The 16,929-nt window shown below is 73.8% G+C and carries 12 protein-coding genes; 4 read left to right on the forward strand and 8 right to left on the reverse strand.

Features of this window, described 5'->3' with window-relative positions; all coding sequences use genetic code 11:
- Positions 1-4 precede the first annotated feature (4 nt).
- Complete coding sequence (gene ligA, locus NF338_RS05220) at positions 5-2,470, reverse strand: NAD-dependent DNA ligase LigA (protein WP_264029824.1); 2,466 nt, start codon at positions 2,468-2,470, stop codon at positions 5-7.
- A gap of 73 nt (positions 2,471-2,543) precedes the next feature.
- On the reverse strand, positions 2,544-3,515 hold the full coding sequence (locus NF338_RS05225) for a helix-turn-helix transcriptional regulator (RefSeq protein WP_264029825.1): 972 nt from the start codon (positions 3,513-3,515) through the stop codon (positions 2,544-2,546).
- A 114-nt stretch (positions 3,516-3,629) separates the two neighbouring features.
- Here NF338_RS05225 and NF338_RS05230 point away from each other — a divergent pair, with 114 nt between their 5' ends.
- Positions 3,630-4,583, forward strand: a complete 954-nt coding sequence (locus tag NF338_RS05230; protein ID WP_264029826.1) for an alpha/beta fold hydrolase — start codon at positions 3,630-3,632, stop codon at positions 4,581-4,583.
- Between the two features lie 18 nt (positions 4,584-4,601).
- Here NF338_RS05230 and NF338_RS05235 read toward each other — a convergent pair whose 3' ends face one another.
- The 3 genes from NF338_RS05235 to NF338_RS05245 all read right to left on the reverse strand — a co-directional run bounded on the left by NF338_RS05235 (position 4,602) and on the right by NF338_RS05245 (position 6,667).
- Positions 4,602-5,174, reverse strand: coding sequence for a M15 family metallopeptidase (locus tag NF338_RS05235; RefSeq protein ID WP_264029827.1), 573 nt, complete (start codon positions 5,172-5,174; stop codon positions 4,602-4,604).
- 114 nt (positions 5,175-5,288) lie between these two features.
- The gene (locus tag NF338_RS05240; protein WP_264029828.1) at positions 5,289-6,167 is read right to left on the reverse strand and encodes a hypothetical protein; all 879 of its coding nucleotides are present in this window, start codon (positions 6,165-6,167) and stop codon (positions 5,289-5,291) included.
- Positions 6,168-6,241: 74 nt separating this feature from the next.
- Positions 6,242-6,667: a hypothetical protein gene (locus tag NF338_RS05245; RefSeq protein WP_264029829.1), complete on the reverse strand. Its 426-nt coding sequence runs from the start codon at positions 6,665-6,667 to the stop codon at positions 6,242-6,244.
- A 176-nt stretch (positions 6,668-6,843) separates the two neighbouring features.
- On the opposite strand from NF338_RS05245, the gene NF338_RS05250 reads away from it, so the two are divergent.
- Entirely contained in the window at positions 6,844-8,067 is a 1,224-nt protein-coding gene (locus tag NF338_RS05250; protein ID WP_264029830.1) for a sensor histidine kinase, read from the forward strand.
- A complete protein-coding gene (locus NF338_RS05255; protein ID WP_264029831.1) occupies positions 8,064-8,840 on the forward strand; it encodes a response regulator in 777 nt (258 codons plus the stop codon). Before NF338_RS05250 ends, NF338_RS05255 begins: the two co-directional genes overlap by 4 nt.
- On the opposite strand, the gene NF338_RS05260 is transcribed toward NF338_RS05255, so the two are convergent.
- A complete protein-coding gene (locus tag NF338_RS05260; RefSeq protein WP_264029832.1) occupies positions 8,819-11,047 on the reverse strand; it encodes a hypothetical protein in 2,229 nt (742 codons plus the stop codon). The two genes, NF338_RS05255 and NF338_RS05260, sit on opposite strands and share 22 nt — an antisense overlap.
- 206 nt (positions 11,048-11,253) lie before the next feature.
- Positions 11,254-13,998, reverse strand: a complete 2,745-nt coding sequence (adhE, locus tag NF338_RS05265; RefSeq protein ID WP_264029833.1) for a bifunctional acetaldehyde-CoA/alcohol dehydrogenase — start codon at positions 13,996-13,998, stop codon at positions 11,254-11,256.
- Between the two features lie 208 nt (positions 13,999-14,206).
- Between adhE and NF338_RS05270 the strand changes: the two genes are divergently transcribed.
- The gene (locus NF338_RS05270) at positions 14,207-16,393 is read left to right on the forward strand and encodes a prolyl oligopeptidase family serine peptidase (protein WP_264029834.1); all 2,187 of its coding nucleotides are present in this window, start codon (positions 14,207-14,209) and stop codon (positions 16,391-16,393) included.
- A gap of 7 nt (positions 16,394-16,400) precedes the next feature.
- On the opposite strand, the gene NF338_RS05275 is transcribed toward NF338_RS05270, so the two are convergent.
- On the reverse strand, positions 16,401-16,736 hold the full coding sequence (locus tag NF338_RS05275; protein WP_264029835.1) for a hypothetical protein: 336 nt from the start codon (positions 16,734-16,736) through the stop codon (positions 16,401-16,403).
- Between the last annotated feature and the right edge of the window lie 193 nt (positions 16,737-16,929).

Consider the following 16,929-nt stretch of genomic DNA (forward strand, 5'->3'; position numbering starts at 1 on the left):
CGACTCAGCCGTCCGTACCGGCGCCCGCCTCGTCGTCCGCGCCGGGCACGTCGCCACCGACCCGGTCCGCGACGGCGTCGGGCCCGCCCGCGAGCAGCGCGACGAAGCCGTCCTCGTCGAGGATCGGCAAGCCGAGGTCGCGGGCCTTGGTCTCCTTCGAGCCCGCGCTCGCTCCGACGACGACGTAGTCGGTCTTCTTCGAGACCGACCCCGACGACTTGCCGCCCGCGGCGATCACCGCCTCCTTGGCGCCGTCGCGGCTGAAGCCCTCGAGCGACCCCGTGACGACGACGGTGAGTCCCGCGAGCGGTCCGGTGGGTGCCTGCCGGGCGCCCGGACCAGGATGCCCCGGGATGGAGAACCGCACCCCGTCCCGCTTCCACTGGTCGACGATCTCCTGGTGCCAACCGACCTCGAGCCACGCGATCACCTCGTCCGCGATCACCGGCCCGACGCCCTCGACCGCCGCGAGCGCCTCGCGGCCCCCGTCACGGATCGCCTCCTCGATGGCGTCCAGGGACCCGAACCAGTCCGCGAGCGCTCGGGCCGCGACCGGGCCGACGTGCCGGATGTTGAGGCTCACGAGGATGCGCCAGAGGTCCTTCGTCTTCGCGAGCCCCAGCTCGTCGACGAGGGTCTGCGCCGTGCTCGACGGCCCGTACACCGGGTAGTCCTTGCGGACCCCCGCCGCGCGGCGCTCGGCGGGCGTCGCGTCCTCGAACCCCGGCGGATAGGTGCGCGCGGCGACCTTCTGGAACGGCCGGACGACCTTGGCGAGCAGCACCGAGCCGTCGGACATCGCGACCTCGCCCGACTCCCCCACGCCCTCGTACGGCCGGGGCAGGCCGGTCTCCGGGTCGCGCACGACGACCTTGATCGGCGCGAGCTGCTCGACGGTGAGCCCGAAGAGGTTCTTCTCCGTGCGCAGCGGCGGCTCGGCCGGCTCGTACGGCTGGGTGAGCGCGGCGGCCGTGACCTCGCCGAGCGCCTCGACGTCGAGGCCGCCGCGCGACCCGATGTGCTCGACGCGGCCACGCACCTGGGCGGGGCACGACTCGGCGTTGGGGCAGCGCAGGTCGACGTCGCCCTCCTTCATGGGGCGCAGCGGTGTGCCGCACTCGGGGCACTCGGCCGGCATGACGAAGTCCTCGCGCGGGTAGCCGTCGTCCGCGAGCGCCGCGACGGGGCCGAGGATCTCCGGGATGACGTCGCCGGCCTTGCGCAGCACGACCATGTCGCCGATGCGCACGCCCTTGGCCCGGACGACGTCCTGGTTGTGGAGGGTCGCCTGGCGCACGGTGCTGCCCGCGACCTTGACCGGCTCCATGACGGCGTACGGGGTCGCGCGGCCGGTGCGGCCCACGCCGACCTGGATCGCGAGCAGGCGCGTGTTGACCTCCTCCGGCGGGTACTTGTAGGCGATGGCCCACCGGGGCGCACGGCTCGTGGCGCCGAGCCGGCGCTGGAGCGCGAGCTCGTCGACCTTGACGACGATCCCGTCGAGCTCGTGCTCGATGTCGTGGCGGTGCTCGCCGAAGTACGCGATGCGCTCCATCACCTCGTCGAGGCCGTGCACCACCCGGTTGTGCGGCGACACGGGCACGCCCCACCGCTCGAAGAGCGCGTACGCGTCGGACTGCCGTGCGAGCTCGGCGTGCTCGCCCGCCTCCCACTGGAGCGCTCCGACGCCGTGCGCGTACATGCGCAGGTTGCGGCTCGCGGTGACGGCCGGGTCCTTCTGGCGCAGCGACCCGGCCGCGGTGTTGCGCGGGTTGGCGTACGGGTCCTGCCCGGCGGCGACGAGCTTCTCGTTGAGCGCGGCGAAGTCCGCGACCCCCATGAAGACCTCGCCGCGGACCTCGATGACGTCCGGGTGCGTGGCCGGGTCGCCCGCGAGCTGCTGCGGGATGCTCGTGATGGTGCGGACGTTGGCCGTGACGTCCTCGCCCGTGCGCCCGTCGCCGCGCGTGGCGGCTCGCACGAGCCGGCCCTTCTCGTAGAGCAGCGCGATGGCGAGGCCGTCGATCTTCACCTCGCACAGGTAGCCCACCTCCGCGTCGGCGGCCACGCCGAGGTCGCGGTGCACGCGCGCCGCCCACGCCGCGAGGTCCTCCTCGCTGAACGCGTTGTCGAGCGAGAGCATGGGCTCGAGGTGCTGCACCGTCGCGAACCCCGCGGCGGCGCGACCACCGACGCGCTGGGTGGGCGACTCGGGCGACTGGAGCGCGGGGTGAGCGGCCTCGAGGGCCTGGAGCTCGTGCATCCGGGCGTCGTACTCGGCGTCCGAGGAGACGGGCTGGTCCTCCTCGTAGTACGCGCGCTGGTCGGCCTCGACCTGCGCGACGAGCTCGGCCCAGCGCCTCTGCGCGGCGGCCTCGTCGAGCTCGGCGGCGGACGTGGCCGTGGGGACCTCCTGGTCCGTCGCGGTCGGGGTGGTCGGGGCGGACGTCGCGGGGGTGCTCTCGCTCACCCGCACATCATCGCGCGGACCGCCGACATCCGCCGCCCTCCCGTCGGGCACGGCCACCGCGACGTCGTCGCGCTCAGGGCCGACGTCGGTGCGCGAGCCGGGCCCCGAGGCGCTCGACGGCGTCCGCGAGGTCGTCGGGCTCGACCACGCGCACGGGGGCGCTGAGAGCCAACCGTGCGACCGTCATGGCCAGCCGCCCGACGTCCTCGCCACGGACCCGGACCACCACGGCCCCCGACGCGGCGTCGACCAGGTCGTGGTCCACCCACCGGAGCACGTCGGCGAGGTGGTCGGGCTCGGCGTCCAGGACGAGGGTGGCGACCCGTTCTCGGGGGACCGCGCCGAGGGCGTGGGCGACGAACGCGGACGCGCCACCACGGGGGATCTCGCGGGGCGCGAAGCGGCCCCCGGTCGCGTACGGACGTGCGAGCCGGTCGATCCGGAAGGTCCGCCAGTCACCGCGGTCCCGGTCCCACGCGACGAGGTACCAGCGGCGGTCGGCGGCGACGAGCCGGTGCGGCTCGACCAGGCGCCTGGTGAGGGTGCCGTCGCCGGCACGGTAGGGGAAGCGCACGAGCTCGTGGTCGCGGCACGCGGCCGCGAGCACGCTGAGCGACCCCGGGTCGACCAGGTCCTGGTCGGTCGGCGACGTCACGGGCGTCATGCTCGAGCGCAGCGCCGCCACCCGCCGGCGCAGGCGGTGCGGCAGCAGGCTCTCGACCTTCGCGAAGGCACGCAGCGAGATCTCCTCCATCCCGTCGACGGCGGCGACAGCCGCACACCCGAGCCCGACGGCGAGCGCGACGGCCTCGTCGTCGTCGACCACGAGCGGCGGCAGGTGCGCTCCGGACTCGAGGCGGTAGCCCCCGTACCTGCCCGCGGTGGCGGCGACGGGATACCCGAGCCCCCGGAGACGGTCCACGTCGCGGCGCACCGTCCGCTCGGTCACGCCGAGTCTCCGGGCGAGCTCCGCACAGGGCCAGAACCGGTGGGTCTGGAGCAGCGAGAGCAGCGTGAGCGCGCGGCCGGTGGGATCCGTCGACATGTTTCCCAGCCTCCCGCGCACCGCGGACAGCTCCTGTCCGCGATGGTCTCTACGGTCGCGCCGATCGATCGCCGCACCGCGCGCATCGGCACGTCACCGGAAGGACAAGCACCCGTGTCACACACCATCGACTTTCCCGGACCGACCATGGTCACCGTCAACGGCATCGAGCTCGAGGTCTTCGAGGCGGGGCAGGAGAACGCCGGCAGACCCGTCGTCCTCTGCCACGGCTGGCCCGAGCTGGCCTTCTCGTGGCGCCACCAGATGGCCGCGCTCGCCGCCGCCGGGTACCACGTCATCGCGCCCAACCAGCGCGGCTTCGGCGGGTCGTCCCGCCCCGCCGACGTCTCCGACTACGACGTCGTGCACCTGACCGGCGACCTCGTCGGGCTCCTGGACCACTACGGGTACGAGGACGCCACGTTCGTGGGCCACGACTGGGGGGCGAACGTGGTGTGGAGCGCCGCGGTGCTGCACCCGACCCGGGTGCGCTCGGTGGTCGCGCTCAGCGTGCCGTACCTGGAGCGCGGCGAGGTGCCGCCCCTCGCGTTCATCGAGGCGGCGGTCGGCAGCGACTCGTACTTCGTCCACTTCAACCGCCGGCCCGGCGTGGCGGACGCCCTGTTCGACGCGAACGCCCACCGGTTCCTGCGCAACCTGTACCGCAAGGCCGAGCCCGAGGCCGAGCCGGCGTCGGGCACGTGGCTCCTCGACCTCGCCCACGCCGAGACGCCGCGCGGAGAGCCGGTGCTGAGCGACGCCGAGCTCGCGGTGTTCGTCGCCGCGTTCGAGGCGTCGGGATTCACCCCCGGCGTGAACTGGTACCGGAACGTGGACCGCAACTGGGAGCTGATGACGGAGGTCGACCCGGTCGTCCGCCAGGACGCGCTCATGATCTACGGCGCACGGGACACGGTCACGAGGGCGCCGAACCTCGAGGCGTTCGTGCCACGCGTCGAGGTCGTGGAGCTGGACTGCGGCCACTGGATCCAGCAAGAGCTGCCGGAGGAGACCAGCCGCCTGATCCTCGCGTGGCTCCAGCGACAGGAGGACGCCGTCAGGTCGTGACCCCCGGCCGGCGGGCGGTCACCCCCAGCCGTGGGACGCGTCGTCGTGCATCGGCGGGCACGTGCCGCCGGGCTCGGTCGCGGCCTCGAAGTGCCACAGCTCGTTCGCGTAGGTGCGGCACAGGCCGAACTCCGCGCCGTGCTGCTCGAGCCACAGCGCGCCGTCCGTCGGCCCGACGTCGATCGCGAGCCCCGCGACGTGCTCGGACGACTCGGGCGGGAGCACCCACCGGTGCGCCTCCTCGGCCGACCCGTAGCGCTCGAGCGCGGCGTCCACGAGCTCCTGCTGCTCGGCCGCGGTACGCCACCCGGACGTGAGGGTGAGCTCGACGCCGTCGGCGTCCGCCGCCGCCCGTGCCGCGTCGAAACGCCGCTCGAGCTCCGGGTCGAGGCCCGTCGCGGTCTGCGGGCGCAGCGTGGGCGACGGGTCGGCGACGGCGCCGCCGTCGGGCGTCGACACGGTGAGGTACGTGATCGCGCCCACCGCGCCGAGCGCCCCGACGACGAGGACGCCGGCCACGGCGCGAGCGCCGCGACGGGGGCCGGGACGGCCCGGGACGTGGCGGGCGGGACGGAGGGGTGTCGTGGTCATGCCTCCGAGGCTCGCCCGCCGCGACCCCTCGCCACATCGACCCGACGGCGGCACCTGGCCCCCGCCGTCCGGCGCACCTCCCTCGGGCCGGTCCACCCGGGGTCCGACGCCCTCTCAGCCCGCGGGCGGGGTCCCGACCCTGCCGTCCGCGGGAGGTGTCGCGCGCGAGGCGGCCCGCAGCCCGGTCGGCACCGCGACCGCGGCGACCGTGAGGACCCACGCAGAGTAGTCCAGGCCGAGGAACACCCAGATGCTCGTGTGCATCGCCGCCACCGCGGCCGCGAACGGGATCCTCGTGACGCGAACGGCGAGCCAGAGTGGCGCGGTGAGCTCGAGGACGAGCGCACCTGTCGCGAGCGCGCGCGTCAGGACCGGCTGGTCGGCGACGACACGGGTGAGCCCTTCCCCGAGCGGGGACGTCCCCTGGCGCAGGACCCACGCCATGCTGTCGCCGAACGCCCAGGCCGGTCCGCTGTGGACGAGCTTCTGCGCGCCCGTGAGGAGGTAGACGCAACCCACGACCGCGAGCGCACCGTGGACCGCCCATCCGGACCGCGCGACGGTACCGGGCCCGGGTCGCGCCGGCACGGTGGCCGCGAGCAGCACGACGCCCACCGTGATGGTGAGGACGTCGTTGTGCAGCACCTTGCCCGAGCTGCCCCACAGGGCCGTGAGCAGCACGTACGCGCCCCACGCGACGGCGAACCCGACGCGCGCGCGCACCCGGGCGAGCACGAGCGCCACGCCGAGGAGACCCACGATCTGCAACCCGACGAGAAGGGCCACGGGCACGGCGAACGGGAGCCAGCCGAACGGCGTCGGGCCGCCGGTGAGGACTGCGGGCCGGGCGGCCACGAGGGTCCAGTCCCGGCCGAGCAGCCGCAGCCCGATCACGACGGCGACGAGGACGTGGACGAGGACGAGCGTGCGTTCGGGCACGGGCCTCAGCAGTGCGGAGTCGATCCCCCGCGCGCGCCGGACGACGGCGGCCACGAGATCGACCCGAGCGGTCGAGACCGACCCGCGGAGGGTCGACCTCGCGACGGGCGGGTCGATCGGACGGGACCTCACGGCCGTACCTCCACCACGACCTCGCGCGACACCTCGGTCCGCGACAGGTCGGCGCCCACCGTCCGCACGACGCGCTCGACGCGGACGACGTCGACGTCGTCGGGCGTCAGGTGCGCGGCGTCGAGCCAGGCGCGCACCATGGCGCGCTGCCGCTCCGGCTCCTGGTCGGCGACGTCGTCGAGGAGGTCGGCCGTCGTCGCGAGGACGGGGTTGCCCGCATCGAAGCGCACGAGGGACCAGGTCCCGTCGGGACGGAGGGCGACGAGCTCGAGCCCGGTGGCCGTGCTCGTCCGTACCGTGCTGAACAGCCGGAACGAGGTGAGCGGCCACGCCTCGGTGCCCGTGGCCGCGGTCGCCAGGAGCAGGCCGACGACGCCGTAGGTGACCACCCGTGCGCGGGCTGGTTCGGGGATTCTCCGCATGGCGGCGAGCGTCCCGTGCTCTCGCGCGCCGCCGCATCGGCCCGGTGGCGGGGACGCGCCCCGCCCGAGGGCGGGCAGGTCGCACCGGGTGACCTCCGCCCTGGGGCGGAGGCGGGCCCCAACCTGCCCGCCCGGGGACGGTCCTCCGGCACGGGACGTCCCGCTACCGTGGACGGGTGCCCCAGCTCACCCGTCTGCCCGTGTGGGCGCAGGATCTCGCGACCGCGCTCGCCGCGGGCTTCGTGTGGTTCGCGGTCATCACCGTGATGGAGAGCGGCGACTACTGGTACCCCCGCACCCCCGAGTCGTACCGCGTGGCGGGGCTGTGGATCGTCCTGACCCTCGCCCTGCGCCGGGTCCTGCCGGGCCCGCTCTTCTGGGCGACGGCGATGCTCTACCCCCTCGCCCTGCCGTGGACCATGCAGACGCCGTTCGAGCTCCTCCCGCTCCTGGTCGCGGGGTTCGCCGCGACCCGCTCGGGCGCCGTCCCGTGGGCGCTCGCCGGCCTCGCCGGCGGCCTCTCGGCGTTCGCGATGCAGCTCTGGTCCCGGCCGCACCTGACGTTCCCCCCGACCCCGTTCTCCCCGCGGTGGATCGGGCTCGGCCGGTCGCCGTCGGACGTGCTCCTCGCCCTCGCGCTCGTCCTGGGCGCGGTCGCGGCCGGCTACTTCTTCCGCCGCCTCGCGGTGACGTCCGAGCGGCTGCGCGAGCGCAACGCCGAGCTCCAGGCACTGCAGGCCGAGCTCGCCGAGCGCGCGGTGCTCGCCGAGCGCACGCGCATCGCGCGCGAGCTGCACGACGTCGTCGCGCACCACATGTCCGCGATCGTCGTGCGGGCCCAGGCCGCGGACCGCGTCGCGGCGAACCGCACCGAGGCTCCCGCCGAGGCGGTGCGCTGGATCAGCGACGAGGGCAAGCAGGCGCTGACCGCGATGCGGTCGGTCGTGCAGGTGCTGCGCCGCGGGAGCGAGGCCGACGGCGGGACCGCGGCCCTCGCCCCGACGCCGGACGGCACCCGCGCCCCCGACGAGCTGCGCGCGGCCGCACGCCGCCTGCGCGACGCAGGCCGCGCCGTCGACCTCACGCTCCCCCGCCCCTGGCCGGCGACGGACGCCGAGTCCGGGCTGGCCGTCGTCCGCATCACCCAGGAGGCCCTGACCAACGTGCTGCTCCACTCGCTCGCCCCCGACGTCACCGTCACCGTCACCGAGGACGCCGCCGACATGCGCCTGCGCGTCCACGACCCAGGTCCGCCCCTCCCGAGCGCCGGGGGGCGCCAGGGCCACGGCCTGACCTCCATGCGCGAGCGCGCGCTCGCCGCCGGGGGCGAGCTGTCCGCCGGACCGGACGGGCGCGGCGGCTGGACCGTCGAGGCGCGCATCCCGCGGGAGACCGCGTGACCGCCCCCGTGCCAGGCGCGGACGGGAGCGGCGCCGCGCTCGCCCCGGTCCGCGTCGTCGTCGTCGACGACCAGTCCACGATCCGCCTCGGCCTGCGCATGATCCTCGAGAACGAACCGGACGTGACCGTCGTGGGCGAGGCCGGGGACGGCGAGACCGCGGTGACGATGGCGCGCGCGCTGCGCCCCGACGTCGTGCTCATGGACGTGCGCATGCCGCGCCTCGACGGCATCGAGGCGACCGCTCGCATCGTCGCGGACCCCGACCTCGCCGCGGTGCGCACGCTCGTCCTCACGACCTTCGACGACGACGAGTACGTGTACGGCGCGCTGCGCGCCGGGGCGGCCGGGTTCCTGCTCAAGGACGCCGACCCGCAGACCCTCGTCGACGCGGTGCACCGCGTCCGCGCGGGCGACTCGCTGCTCGACCCGGCCGTCACCGGACGCATCATCTCGACCTACGTCGAGCTCGCGCGGCACGCGCCGCTCGCGCACGACGCCGACGGGAACGGCGCCGACGGGAACGGTGAGCCCCGGACCGGGCTGGACGCCGCCACACCGCGCGAGCGCGAGGTGCTGCTCGCCGTCGCGCGCGGGCTGTCGAACCGCGAGATCGGCGCCGAGCTGCACCTCACCGAGGCGACCGTGAAGAGCCACGTGCGCTCGCTGCTCACGAAGGTCGGGCTGACCAACCGCGTGCAGCTCGTCATCCTCGCCTACGAGGCAGGCATCGTCCGTCCAGGACGCGACGATCATCCGGCGTCGACGAGCTGAGCGACGTCGCTCACGCGCCAGGCCCGGACGCCGCCCTCTCCTGCGAGCGTCACGACGGCGTCCGACCCGTCCGGGTGGACGGTCCCCTGGTCTCCCGGTTCAGGCGTCGGGAGCACGAGATGCTGCCACTCCTCCGCGTCGGCGGACAGCCACAGGACCGACCGTTCCACGCCCGTCGCGACGACCGTGCCCACGGCGGCGTAGGTCCCGTCGACCCGGACGACGCGACCGAACGTCTCGCCTCGGCCCGTCGCGCCGACGAGCTCGAAGGTCGTGCCGTCCGTGGTCCCGCGCAGCTCGGTGCGCCCGTCGACCTGCACCTGGAGCAGGGGGCGAGCGTCGCCGTCTCCCTGGACGCACCCGTCGACCTCGAACGCCTCCTCCGCGTCGATCACCGCGCGCTCCCAGCCGGTGCTCTCGCCGACCCAGGACGCGTCGACCTCCCGGTCGCCGTCGACGACCGTGCCCAGCACCCAGGGACGACCGTCGGCGAGGAGGCACACGTGCCGTGCGGAGGACCGACCGTCACCCCCTTCGAACCCCTCGTCGAGGGTCCAGACGAGGCCGTCCTCGGACCGCCAGGCCGCGGCGTGCCGCACGCTCGCGCCCTCAGGACTGTCCGCCCGCACCCCGACGGCGACCCAGCCCCCGTCGACCGCGCGGACGTCATGGATCTCCGCGTGCCCGGAGGACGGCCAGCCGGAGCCCTCCGCCCACTCACCGCCCGCGGGACGGAACCACGACCGCACCGTGACGGCGTCCTCGCCCTCCTCCCAACCGAACGTGATCGTCACCTCGCTCCCGTCGGACGCCGCAGCCCGGACCAGTGCGAGGTCCTCCCCGGTCCAGGGGGCGTCCACCGACCTCTCGGCGAGGCCGCGACCACCTGCGGTGTACACCGCTGAGGAGACCCACCTCCGCCAGCCGTCCCCCGCGGTCGAGACCTCCGCGCGCCGCACGACGAGAGCCCCGTCGCCCGCGTCGACCTCCGTCGGCCGGAACCAGCGCCGCGGCGTCGCGAGGGTCGCGAGCCGACGCCACCGCCCGTCGCGGAGCTCGGTCACGTACGCGCCGCCGTCCCCGGCGAGGACGGCCCGCACCGCACGCTCGTCCGGGTCCCAGGCGGACGGACCGCCGAAGCCGATCCCTCCGTTGTCGTCGGACATGCCCTGGGACAGGATGTCTCCCGACTCGTCCTCGATCACCAGGCTGCTCGCGCTGAGCTCGTCGCCCCAGTAGACGGCCGCGAGGTCGTCGCCGCCCACGGCGGGCGCCGAGAGCCCGGTCGACTGGTCGTCCGTCCCGGCGTCGTCCCGGCGGAGGTCCAGGTACTCCCAGGCGTCGCCGTCGCTCGGTTCCCAGTACCACGCGGCCGCGTCCGACACCGGGCCACCGAGCCCGGGCTCGCGCACGGAGCCCGTCAGGACGAACCCTGTCGCGGTCGCCGCCGCACCCGCGACGCGCGGCGCGTCACCGGGCAGCTCGGACGCGGTCCAGGTGGTCCCCGAGTCCGCGGAACGATAGGTGACGACGACGTCGTCCCCCACCTCGTCGTCCCAGGACACCGCGACGACCGACATCGCCTCGCGTCCGGCCACCCCCTGGATCGTCGGCCGCCCCTCGCCCTCCGGAAGCGCCAGCGGCACCGGGTCGCCCGACGGCGGCACGAGCACGCCGCGCACGACCCTCGCGTCGGGATCGACGCCGAGTGCGACGACCGAGCCGCCCGTCTCGGCGACGTGCGTCAACGGGACGCCCTCGATCTCCGGAGGAAGCCCGACCGGCACCCAGTCCGCACGGTCCGCCGACGTCAGCAGGAAGCCGCTCGTCCGTCCGCCCTGCCACGTGCTCCCCACGAGGACGGTGCGAGCCGCACCGCCCGCGACCGCCAGGTCGCGCACCACGCCCGGAAGGTCGAGGACCGCCGGCTCCCCCGCGACCGCGCCGCTCTCACCGAGGGTCCAGACCACGCCCTCCGGCACACCGCCCGGCCCCGTCCGCACACCGCTCACGATCCACGGCAGGCCGGACGCGGCGGGCACGATCCCGACCTGGTCGACGACGGCCTCCTGCGGGGCGAGCTCGGGTGGCACGTCGATCGCGGCGAACGCCGCGGGGGCGCGCCGCTCCGGCTCCGCGTCCGGGATGCACGCCGCGAGCGTCACCACGAGCGCTCCCGCCAGCACCGTGGCGAAAGCCCTCGCCACGCGTCGTCCACGTCCGTGCACCATGAGGCCCCCTGCCGTCGTCACGACCCGCGTCGTCGCGAGCCGCGGGACCGACGTCCCGCGAGCGGAGAACCTACCGAGGTTCTGACGCCCCTCGAGGGTTTTCCACAGCCACGCACGACGGAGCCCGACGGCGGAAGGGGACTCGCGCCGTCGGGCTCCGGGTTTCGTGGGGCCGGGAAGGGTCAGCCGGCCGCCACGGTCTCGGCAGACGGGGTCGCCGTCTGCCCGTCCTCGGCGCTCGCGGCCTCGTGGGCCGCGAGACGCTCCGCACGAACGACCTCGCGGCTGCTGCCGCGGTAGGCCGCGACGAGGATGTCGCGCATGTCCTCCAGGACCGGCATCCGCGGGTTCGCGGGGGCGCACTGGTCCTCGAACGACCGGAGCGCGAGGTCGTCCAGGCGGCTCAGGAACGCCGTCTCGTCGACGCCCTGCGCGGCGAACGTGGGCTCGATGCCGACCTTGGCGCGCAGCTCCTCGACCGCCTTCGCGTACGACTCGACGCCCTCCTCCGGGGTGGAGGCCGGCAGACCGAGGTGCTTCGCGATCTCCTGGAACCGCTCGGGAGCCACGTAGCGCTCGTACTTGGGCCAGCTCGTGAGCTTGGTGGGCACCTGGCCGTTGTAGCGGATCACGTGCGGCAGGAGCACCGCGTTGGTGCGCCCGTGCACGAGGTGGAACGTCGAGCCCACGGTGTGCGCCATGGCGTGCACGATGCCGAGCATCGCCGAGCCGAACGCCATGCCCGCGATGGTCGCCGCGTTGTGCATCTTCTCGCGCGCCTTCGGGGCCGCCGCACCCTGCGTGACCGAGTCCTCGATGTGCTCGAAGACCATCTTGATCGCCTGGAGGCACAGCCCGTCGGTGAAGTCGTTCGCGTACACGGACACGAACGCCTCGGTCGCGTGCGTGAGGGCGTCGAAGCCCGAGTCGGCCGCGAGCTTGGCGGGCATGGTGTCCGTGAGCACGGGGTCGACGATCGCGACCGTCGGGGTGAGCGCGTAGTCCGCGAGCGGGTACTTGAAGCCCGTCTCCGGGTCGGTGATGACCGCGAACGGCGTCACCTCCGCACCGGTGCCCGACGACGTCGGGATGCACACGAGCTTGGCCTTGCCCCCGAGCTCGGGGAACTTGTACGCGCGCTTGCGGACGTCGAAGAACTTCTCGCGCATGTCGGAGAACTCGATCTCCGGGTGCTCGTAGCGCAGCCACATGACCTTGGCGGCGTCCATGGGCGAGCCGCCGCCGATCGCGATGATCGTGTCCGGCTCGAAGTCGCGCATCGACTCGGCGCCGCGGTTCACGGTGCCGACGCTCGGCTCCGGCTCGACCGCGTCGATGATCTGGATCGCGACCTTCTCCTCGCGGCGGGCGAGGACGTCGAGCACGCGGTCCACGACGCCGATGCGGCTCATGACCTTGTCGGTGACGATCGTGACGCGGTGCACGTCACGCATCTGCGCGAGGTACTGGATCGAGTTGGGCTCGAAGTACGTCTTGGCGGGCACCTTGAACCACTGCATGTTGTTGTTGCGCCGCCCGATCCGCTTGACGTTGATGAGGTTGACCGCCGACACGTTGTTCGAGACCGAGTTCGCGCCGTAGCTGCCGCACCCGAGCGTGAGCGACGGGAGCAGCGCGTTGTAGATGTCGCCGATGCCGCCGAGCGACGTCGGGCTGTTCCACAGCACGCGCACGGCCTTGACCCGCGAGCCGTAGCGCTCGACGAGGTCCGCGTCCGCCGTGTGGATGGCCGCCGAGTGGCCCAGGCCGTCGAGCTCGACCATGCGCTCCGCGAGGCGGACGCCGTGCTCGGTGTCGCGCGCGCGCAGCACCGCGAGGACCGGCGTGAGCTTCTCGCGGCTCAACGGCTCCTGCGGGCCGACGTCGTCGATCTCCGCGAGGATGATCGACGTGTCGTCGGGGACCTCGAAGCCGGCCTCGCGCGCGATCCACACGGGCGACTTGCCGACGACCTTCGGGTTGAGCTTGGCGCCCGCGCAGTTGGTGCCGCTCGCCTCGACGCCGAAGATGAGGCGCTCGAGCATCGCCTTCTCGGCGGGCGTCGCACGGTAGGCGTGCAGGCGGGCCAGCTCGCGCATCGCGGCGTCGTAGATCACGTCGTCGAGGATGAGCGCCTGCTCCGACGCGCACACCATGCCGTTGTCGAATGCCTTCGACATGACGACGTCGTTGATCGCGCGGCCGAGGTCGGCGCTCTTCTCGACGTAGGCCGGGACGTTGCCCGCCCCGACGCCGAGCGCCGGCTTCCCGGCCGAGTAGGCCGCGCGCACCATGCCGTTGCCGCCCGTGGCGAGGATGAGCGCGACGCCCGGGTGGTGCATGAGCGTGTTGGTCGCCTCGATCGACGGGTGCTCGACCCACTGGATGCAGTCGTCGGGCGCTCCCGCCGCCACCGCGGCGTCGCGCACGATGCGGGCCGCCTCGACCGACGAGCGCTGGGCGCTCGGGTGGAAGGCGAAGACGACGGGGTTGCGCGTCTTGAGCGCGATGAGGGACTTGAAGATGGTGGTCGACGTCGGGTTGGTCACCGGCGTCACGGCGCACACCACGCCGACGGGCTCGGCGATCTCGACGACGCCCGTGAGCTCGTCGCGGCCGATGACGCCGACCGTCTTGAGGTTCGCCATCGAGTTGGGCACGTGCTCGCACGCGAAGATGTTCTTGGTCGCCTTGTCCTCGAACACGCCGCGCCCGGTCTCCGCGACGGCCATCTGCGCGAGGTGGCCGTGCTGGTGCAGGCCCGCGACCGAGGCCTTGAGGACGATGCGGTCGACGTCCTCCTGCGTGAGGCTCATGTACTGGTCGAGCGCCTTGCGGGCCCGCTCGACGAGGACGTCGATCTCGTGCGTCGTGCGGGTGTCCTCGGTGCGGTTCTCGACCTTCGTGCCGGCGCTCTTCGCGCTCATGCGTCCCCTCCGGTGCCCGGCGGGCCGGGCGTCGGGCCGTGGGTGCTGCCGGGGCCGGATCGCCCCGGCTCCTTCAGCGGTCTCTCTACTTGTGAATGTTTTCACAAGCCGCGCGCGGCGGCAAGGCTCCACCCCGTACCGGGGTCCAAGGTCCCGTCCGCACCGTGACCTCCGCACCACCCACCCGGCCGCCGTAGGGTGGGTGACCATGACCGCCGAGCAGACGACGAGCCCCTCGCTCTCGCCCGAGAGCCCCACCGAGACCACGCTCCCCGACGACGGCGCGCCCCACGACCCGTACCTCTGGCTCGAGGACGTCGAGGGGGACGAGGCCCTGACCTGGGTCCGCGCACGCAACGCCGAGGTCGCCGACACGCTCGAGGTCGCCGAGGAGTTCACGACCACCGAGCGCGCGATCCGCGAGGTGCTCGACTCCGACGCGAAGATCCCCGAGGTCTCCAAGATCGGGGACCGCTACTACAACTTCTGGCGCGACGCGCACCACGAGCGCGGCCTCTGGCGCCGCACGACGCTCGAGTCCTACCGCACGGACGACCCCGAGTGGGAGACCGTGCTCGACCTCGACGCGCTCGCCGCGACCGAGGAGGAGTCGTGGGTGTGGCACGGCGCGAGCGTCCTGCGCCCGACGCCCGAGCAGCTCGCCGCGGGCGAGCCGTGGCGGCACGCTCTCGTCGAGCTCTCCCCCGGCGGCTCCGACGCCGACGTCACACGCGAGTTCGACCTGGTCGAGAAGCGGTTCGTCGCCCCCGGCGACGGCGGGTTCTTCCGCGCCGAGGCGAAGGGCTCGCTAGGCTGGGTCGACGCCGACACGGTGTACGTCTTCACCGACTTTGGCGCGGGCACGCTCACGCCGTCCGGGTACCCGCGCGTCGTCAAGCGCTGGACGCGCGGCACCCCGCTCGAGGACGCGGTGACCGTCTACGAGGGCACCGACGAGGACATGTACATCTCCGCCTGGCGGTCGCACACGCCCGGGTTCGAGCGCGACTTCGTGCACCGCTCCAAGGCGTTCTACGCCGACGAGCTCTACCTCGCCGAGCGCACCGGCACGCCCGAGCAGCGCCTGACGAAGATCGACGTGCCCGACTCCGCCGAGGTCGGCGTGCGGCGAGAGTGGATGCTCGTCGAGCTGCGCGACGACTGGACCGTCGGCGGCGCGACGTACCGTGCGGGCTCGCTCCTCGTCGCCCGGTTCGACGACTTCCTCGCGGGCGACCGCGGCCTCACCGTGCTGTTCGAGCCCACGGCGACGACGTCGCTCGCCGGCGCGACGTGGACGCGCCACCACCTCGTGGTCAACGTGCTCGACGACGTGAAGAACCGCCTGCACGTGCTGACGCCGCCGGAGGCCGACGGCGCGCCGTGGGTGCGCTCGGAGCTGCCGGGCCTGCCCGCGCTCGGCACCGTCGCCGTCGGCGTGGTCGACCCCGTCGACACCGACGACCTGTGGCTCGTCACGACCGACTACCTCACGCCGACGACGCTCTCGCTCCTGACGCTCGGCGAGCACCCGGGCAACGCGAGCGCACCCGAGGTCATCAAGTCCAACCCGGCGTTCTTCGACGCCGAGGGCATGACCGTCGCGCAGCACTTCGCCACGTCCGACGACGGCACGCGCGTGCCGTACTTCGTCGTGGGTCGCGCAGACCTCGTCGCGGGCGCGGGCGACGGCGGCACGGGCACCGCGCCGACGCTGCTGTACGGGTACGGCGGCTTCGAGATCTCCCTGACCCCGGCCTACTCGGGCGCGCTGGGACGGGCGTGGCTCTCGCGCGGCGGCGTGTACGTCGTCGCGAACATCCGCGGCGGCGGCGAGTACGGCCCGGCCTGGCACCAGGCCGCGCTCAAGGCGAACCGCCACCGCGCGTACGAGGACTTCGCCGCCGTCGCGCGCGACCTCGTCGCCCGCGGTATCACGACCCACGAGCACCTCGGCATGGAGGGCCGCTCCAACGGCGGCCTGCTCGCCGGCAACATGCTCACGCAGTACCCCGAGCTCTTCGGCGCCGTGATCGTCGGCGTCCCGCTGCTCGACATGCGCCGGTACACGAAGCTCCTCGCCGGGGCGTCGTGGGCCGCGGAGTACGGCGACCCGGACGACCCCGAGCAGTGGGAGTTCATCCGCACGTTCTCGCCGTACCACCTGTTCGACGCCGAGCGCGAGTACCCGCCCGTGCTGTTCACGACCTCGACCAAGGACGACCGCGTCCACCCCGGCCACGCGCGCAAGCTCGCCGCGAAGATGCTCGGCGAGGGCAAGGACGTCACGTACTACGAGAACATCGAGGGCGGCCACGGCGGCGCCGCGAACAACGCCCAGGCGGCGCACATGGCCGCCGTGCACTACCGCTTCCTCGCGGAGCGCCTCGGCTGACGTCCGCTCAGGAGTCGTCGTCCGCGACGACGGGGACCAGCACCACCTCGTCGTCGCGGACCACGATCTTCTGGTCCGGGCACACCGGCCCGTCCACGACCTCCTCGGCCCCGGACGCCCGCACGACGGTCACGTCACCCGGCGTGCAGCCGTAGTCGAGGAAGACGACCCCACCGCCCCCGTCGACCGCTGACTCCTCGTCCCCGGTCCGGACGGTCACGTCCTCCCCGCTGTCGTTGGCGACCTCCAGGTCCCCACCGCCGTCGCACGCCGACAGCACCGCACCCAAGCCGACGACCGCGACCGCAACGGTCCACGCGCGCCCGTACCGACGACCGTTCATCTCTTCCCCCCGCTCGACCGACCCACTCTCGTCGGCAACCTACCGCCGTCGGCGCACCGCGACCTGGGACGACGCGAGGAGGTTCCGAGCAGTTCCCGCGAGCGTCCCCGGCGCGTTGCCCGGCTGGTGCCGGCGTTATCGGGCCCGCGGCGTGCGCTCGCTCTCAAACCCGCAGGCCGGGTCCGCCGGGGGT

It is taken from the genome of Cellulosimicrobium sp. SH8 (assembly GCF_025818875.1).
GTDB classification, from domain to species: Bacteria; Actinomycetota; Actinomycetes; order Actinomycetales; family Cellulomonadaceae; genus Cellulosimicrobium; species Cellulosimicrobium cellulans_D.

Coding starts and splice junctions, on each gene's coding strand:
- adhE (WP_264029833.1), bottom strand. CDS start 13,998: ATGAGCGCGAAGAGCGCCGGCACGAAGGTCGAGAACCGCACCGAGGAC.
- NF338_RS05270 (WP_264029834.1), top strand. CDS start 14,207: ATGACCGCCGAGCAGACGACGAGCCCCTCGCTCTCGCCCGAGAGCCCC.
- NF338_RS05225 (WP_264029825.1), bottom strand. CDS start 3,515: ATGTCGACGGATCCCACCGGCCGCGCGCTCACGCTGCTCTCGCTGCTC.
- NF338_RS05235 (WP_264029827.1), bottom strand. CDS start 5,174: ATGACCACGACACCCCTCCGTCCCGCCCGCCACGTCCCGGGCCGTCCC.
- NF338_RS05245 (WP_264029829.1), bottom strand. CDS start 6,667: ATGCGGAGAATCCCCGAACCAGCCCGCGCACGGGTGGTCACCTACGGC.
- NF338_RS05275 (WP_264029835.1), bottom strand. CDS start 16,736: ATGAACGGTCGTCGGTACGGGCGCGCGTGGACCGTTGCGGTCGCGGTC.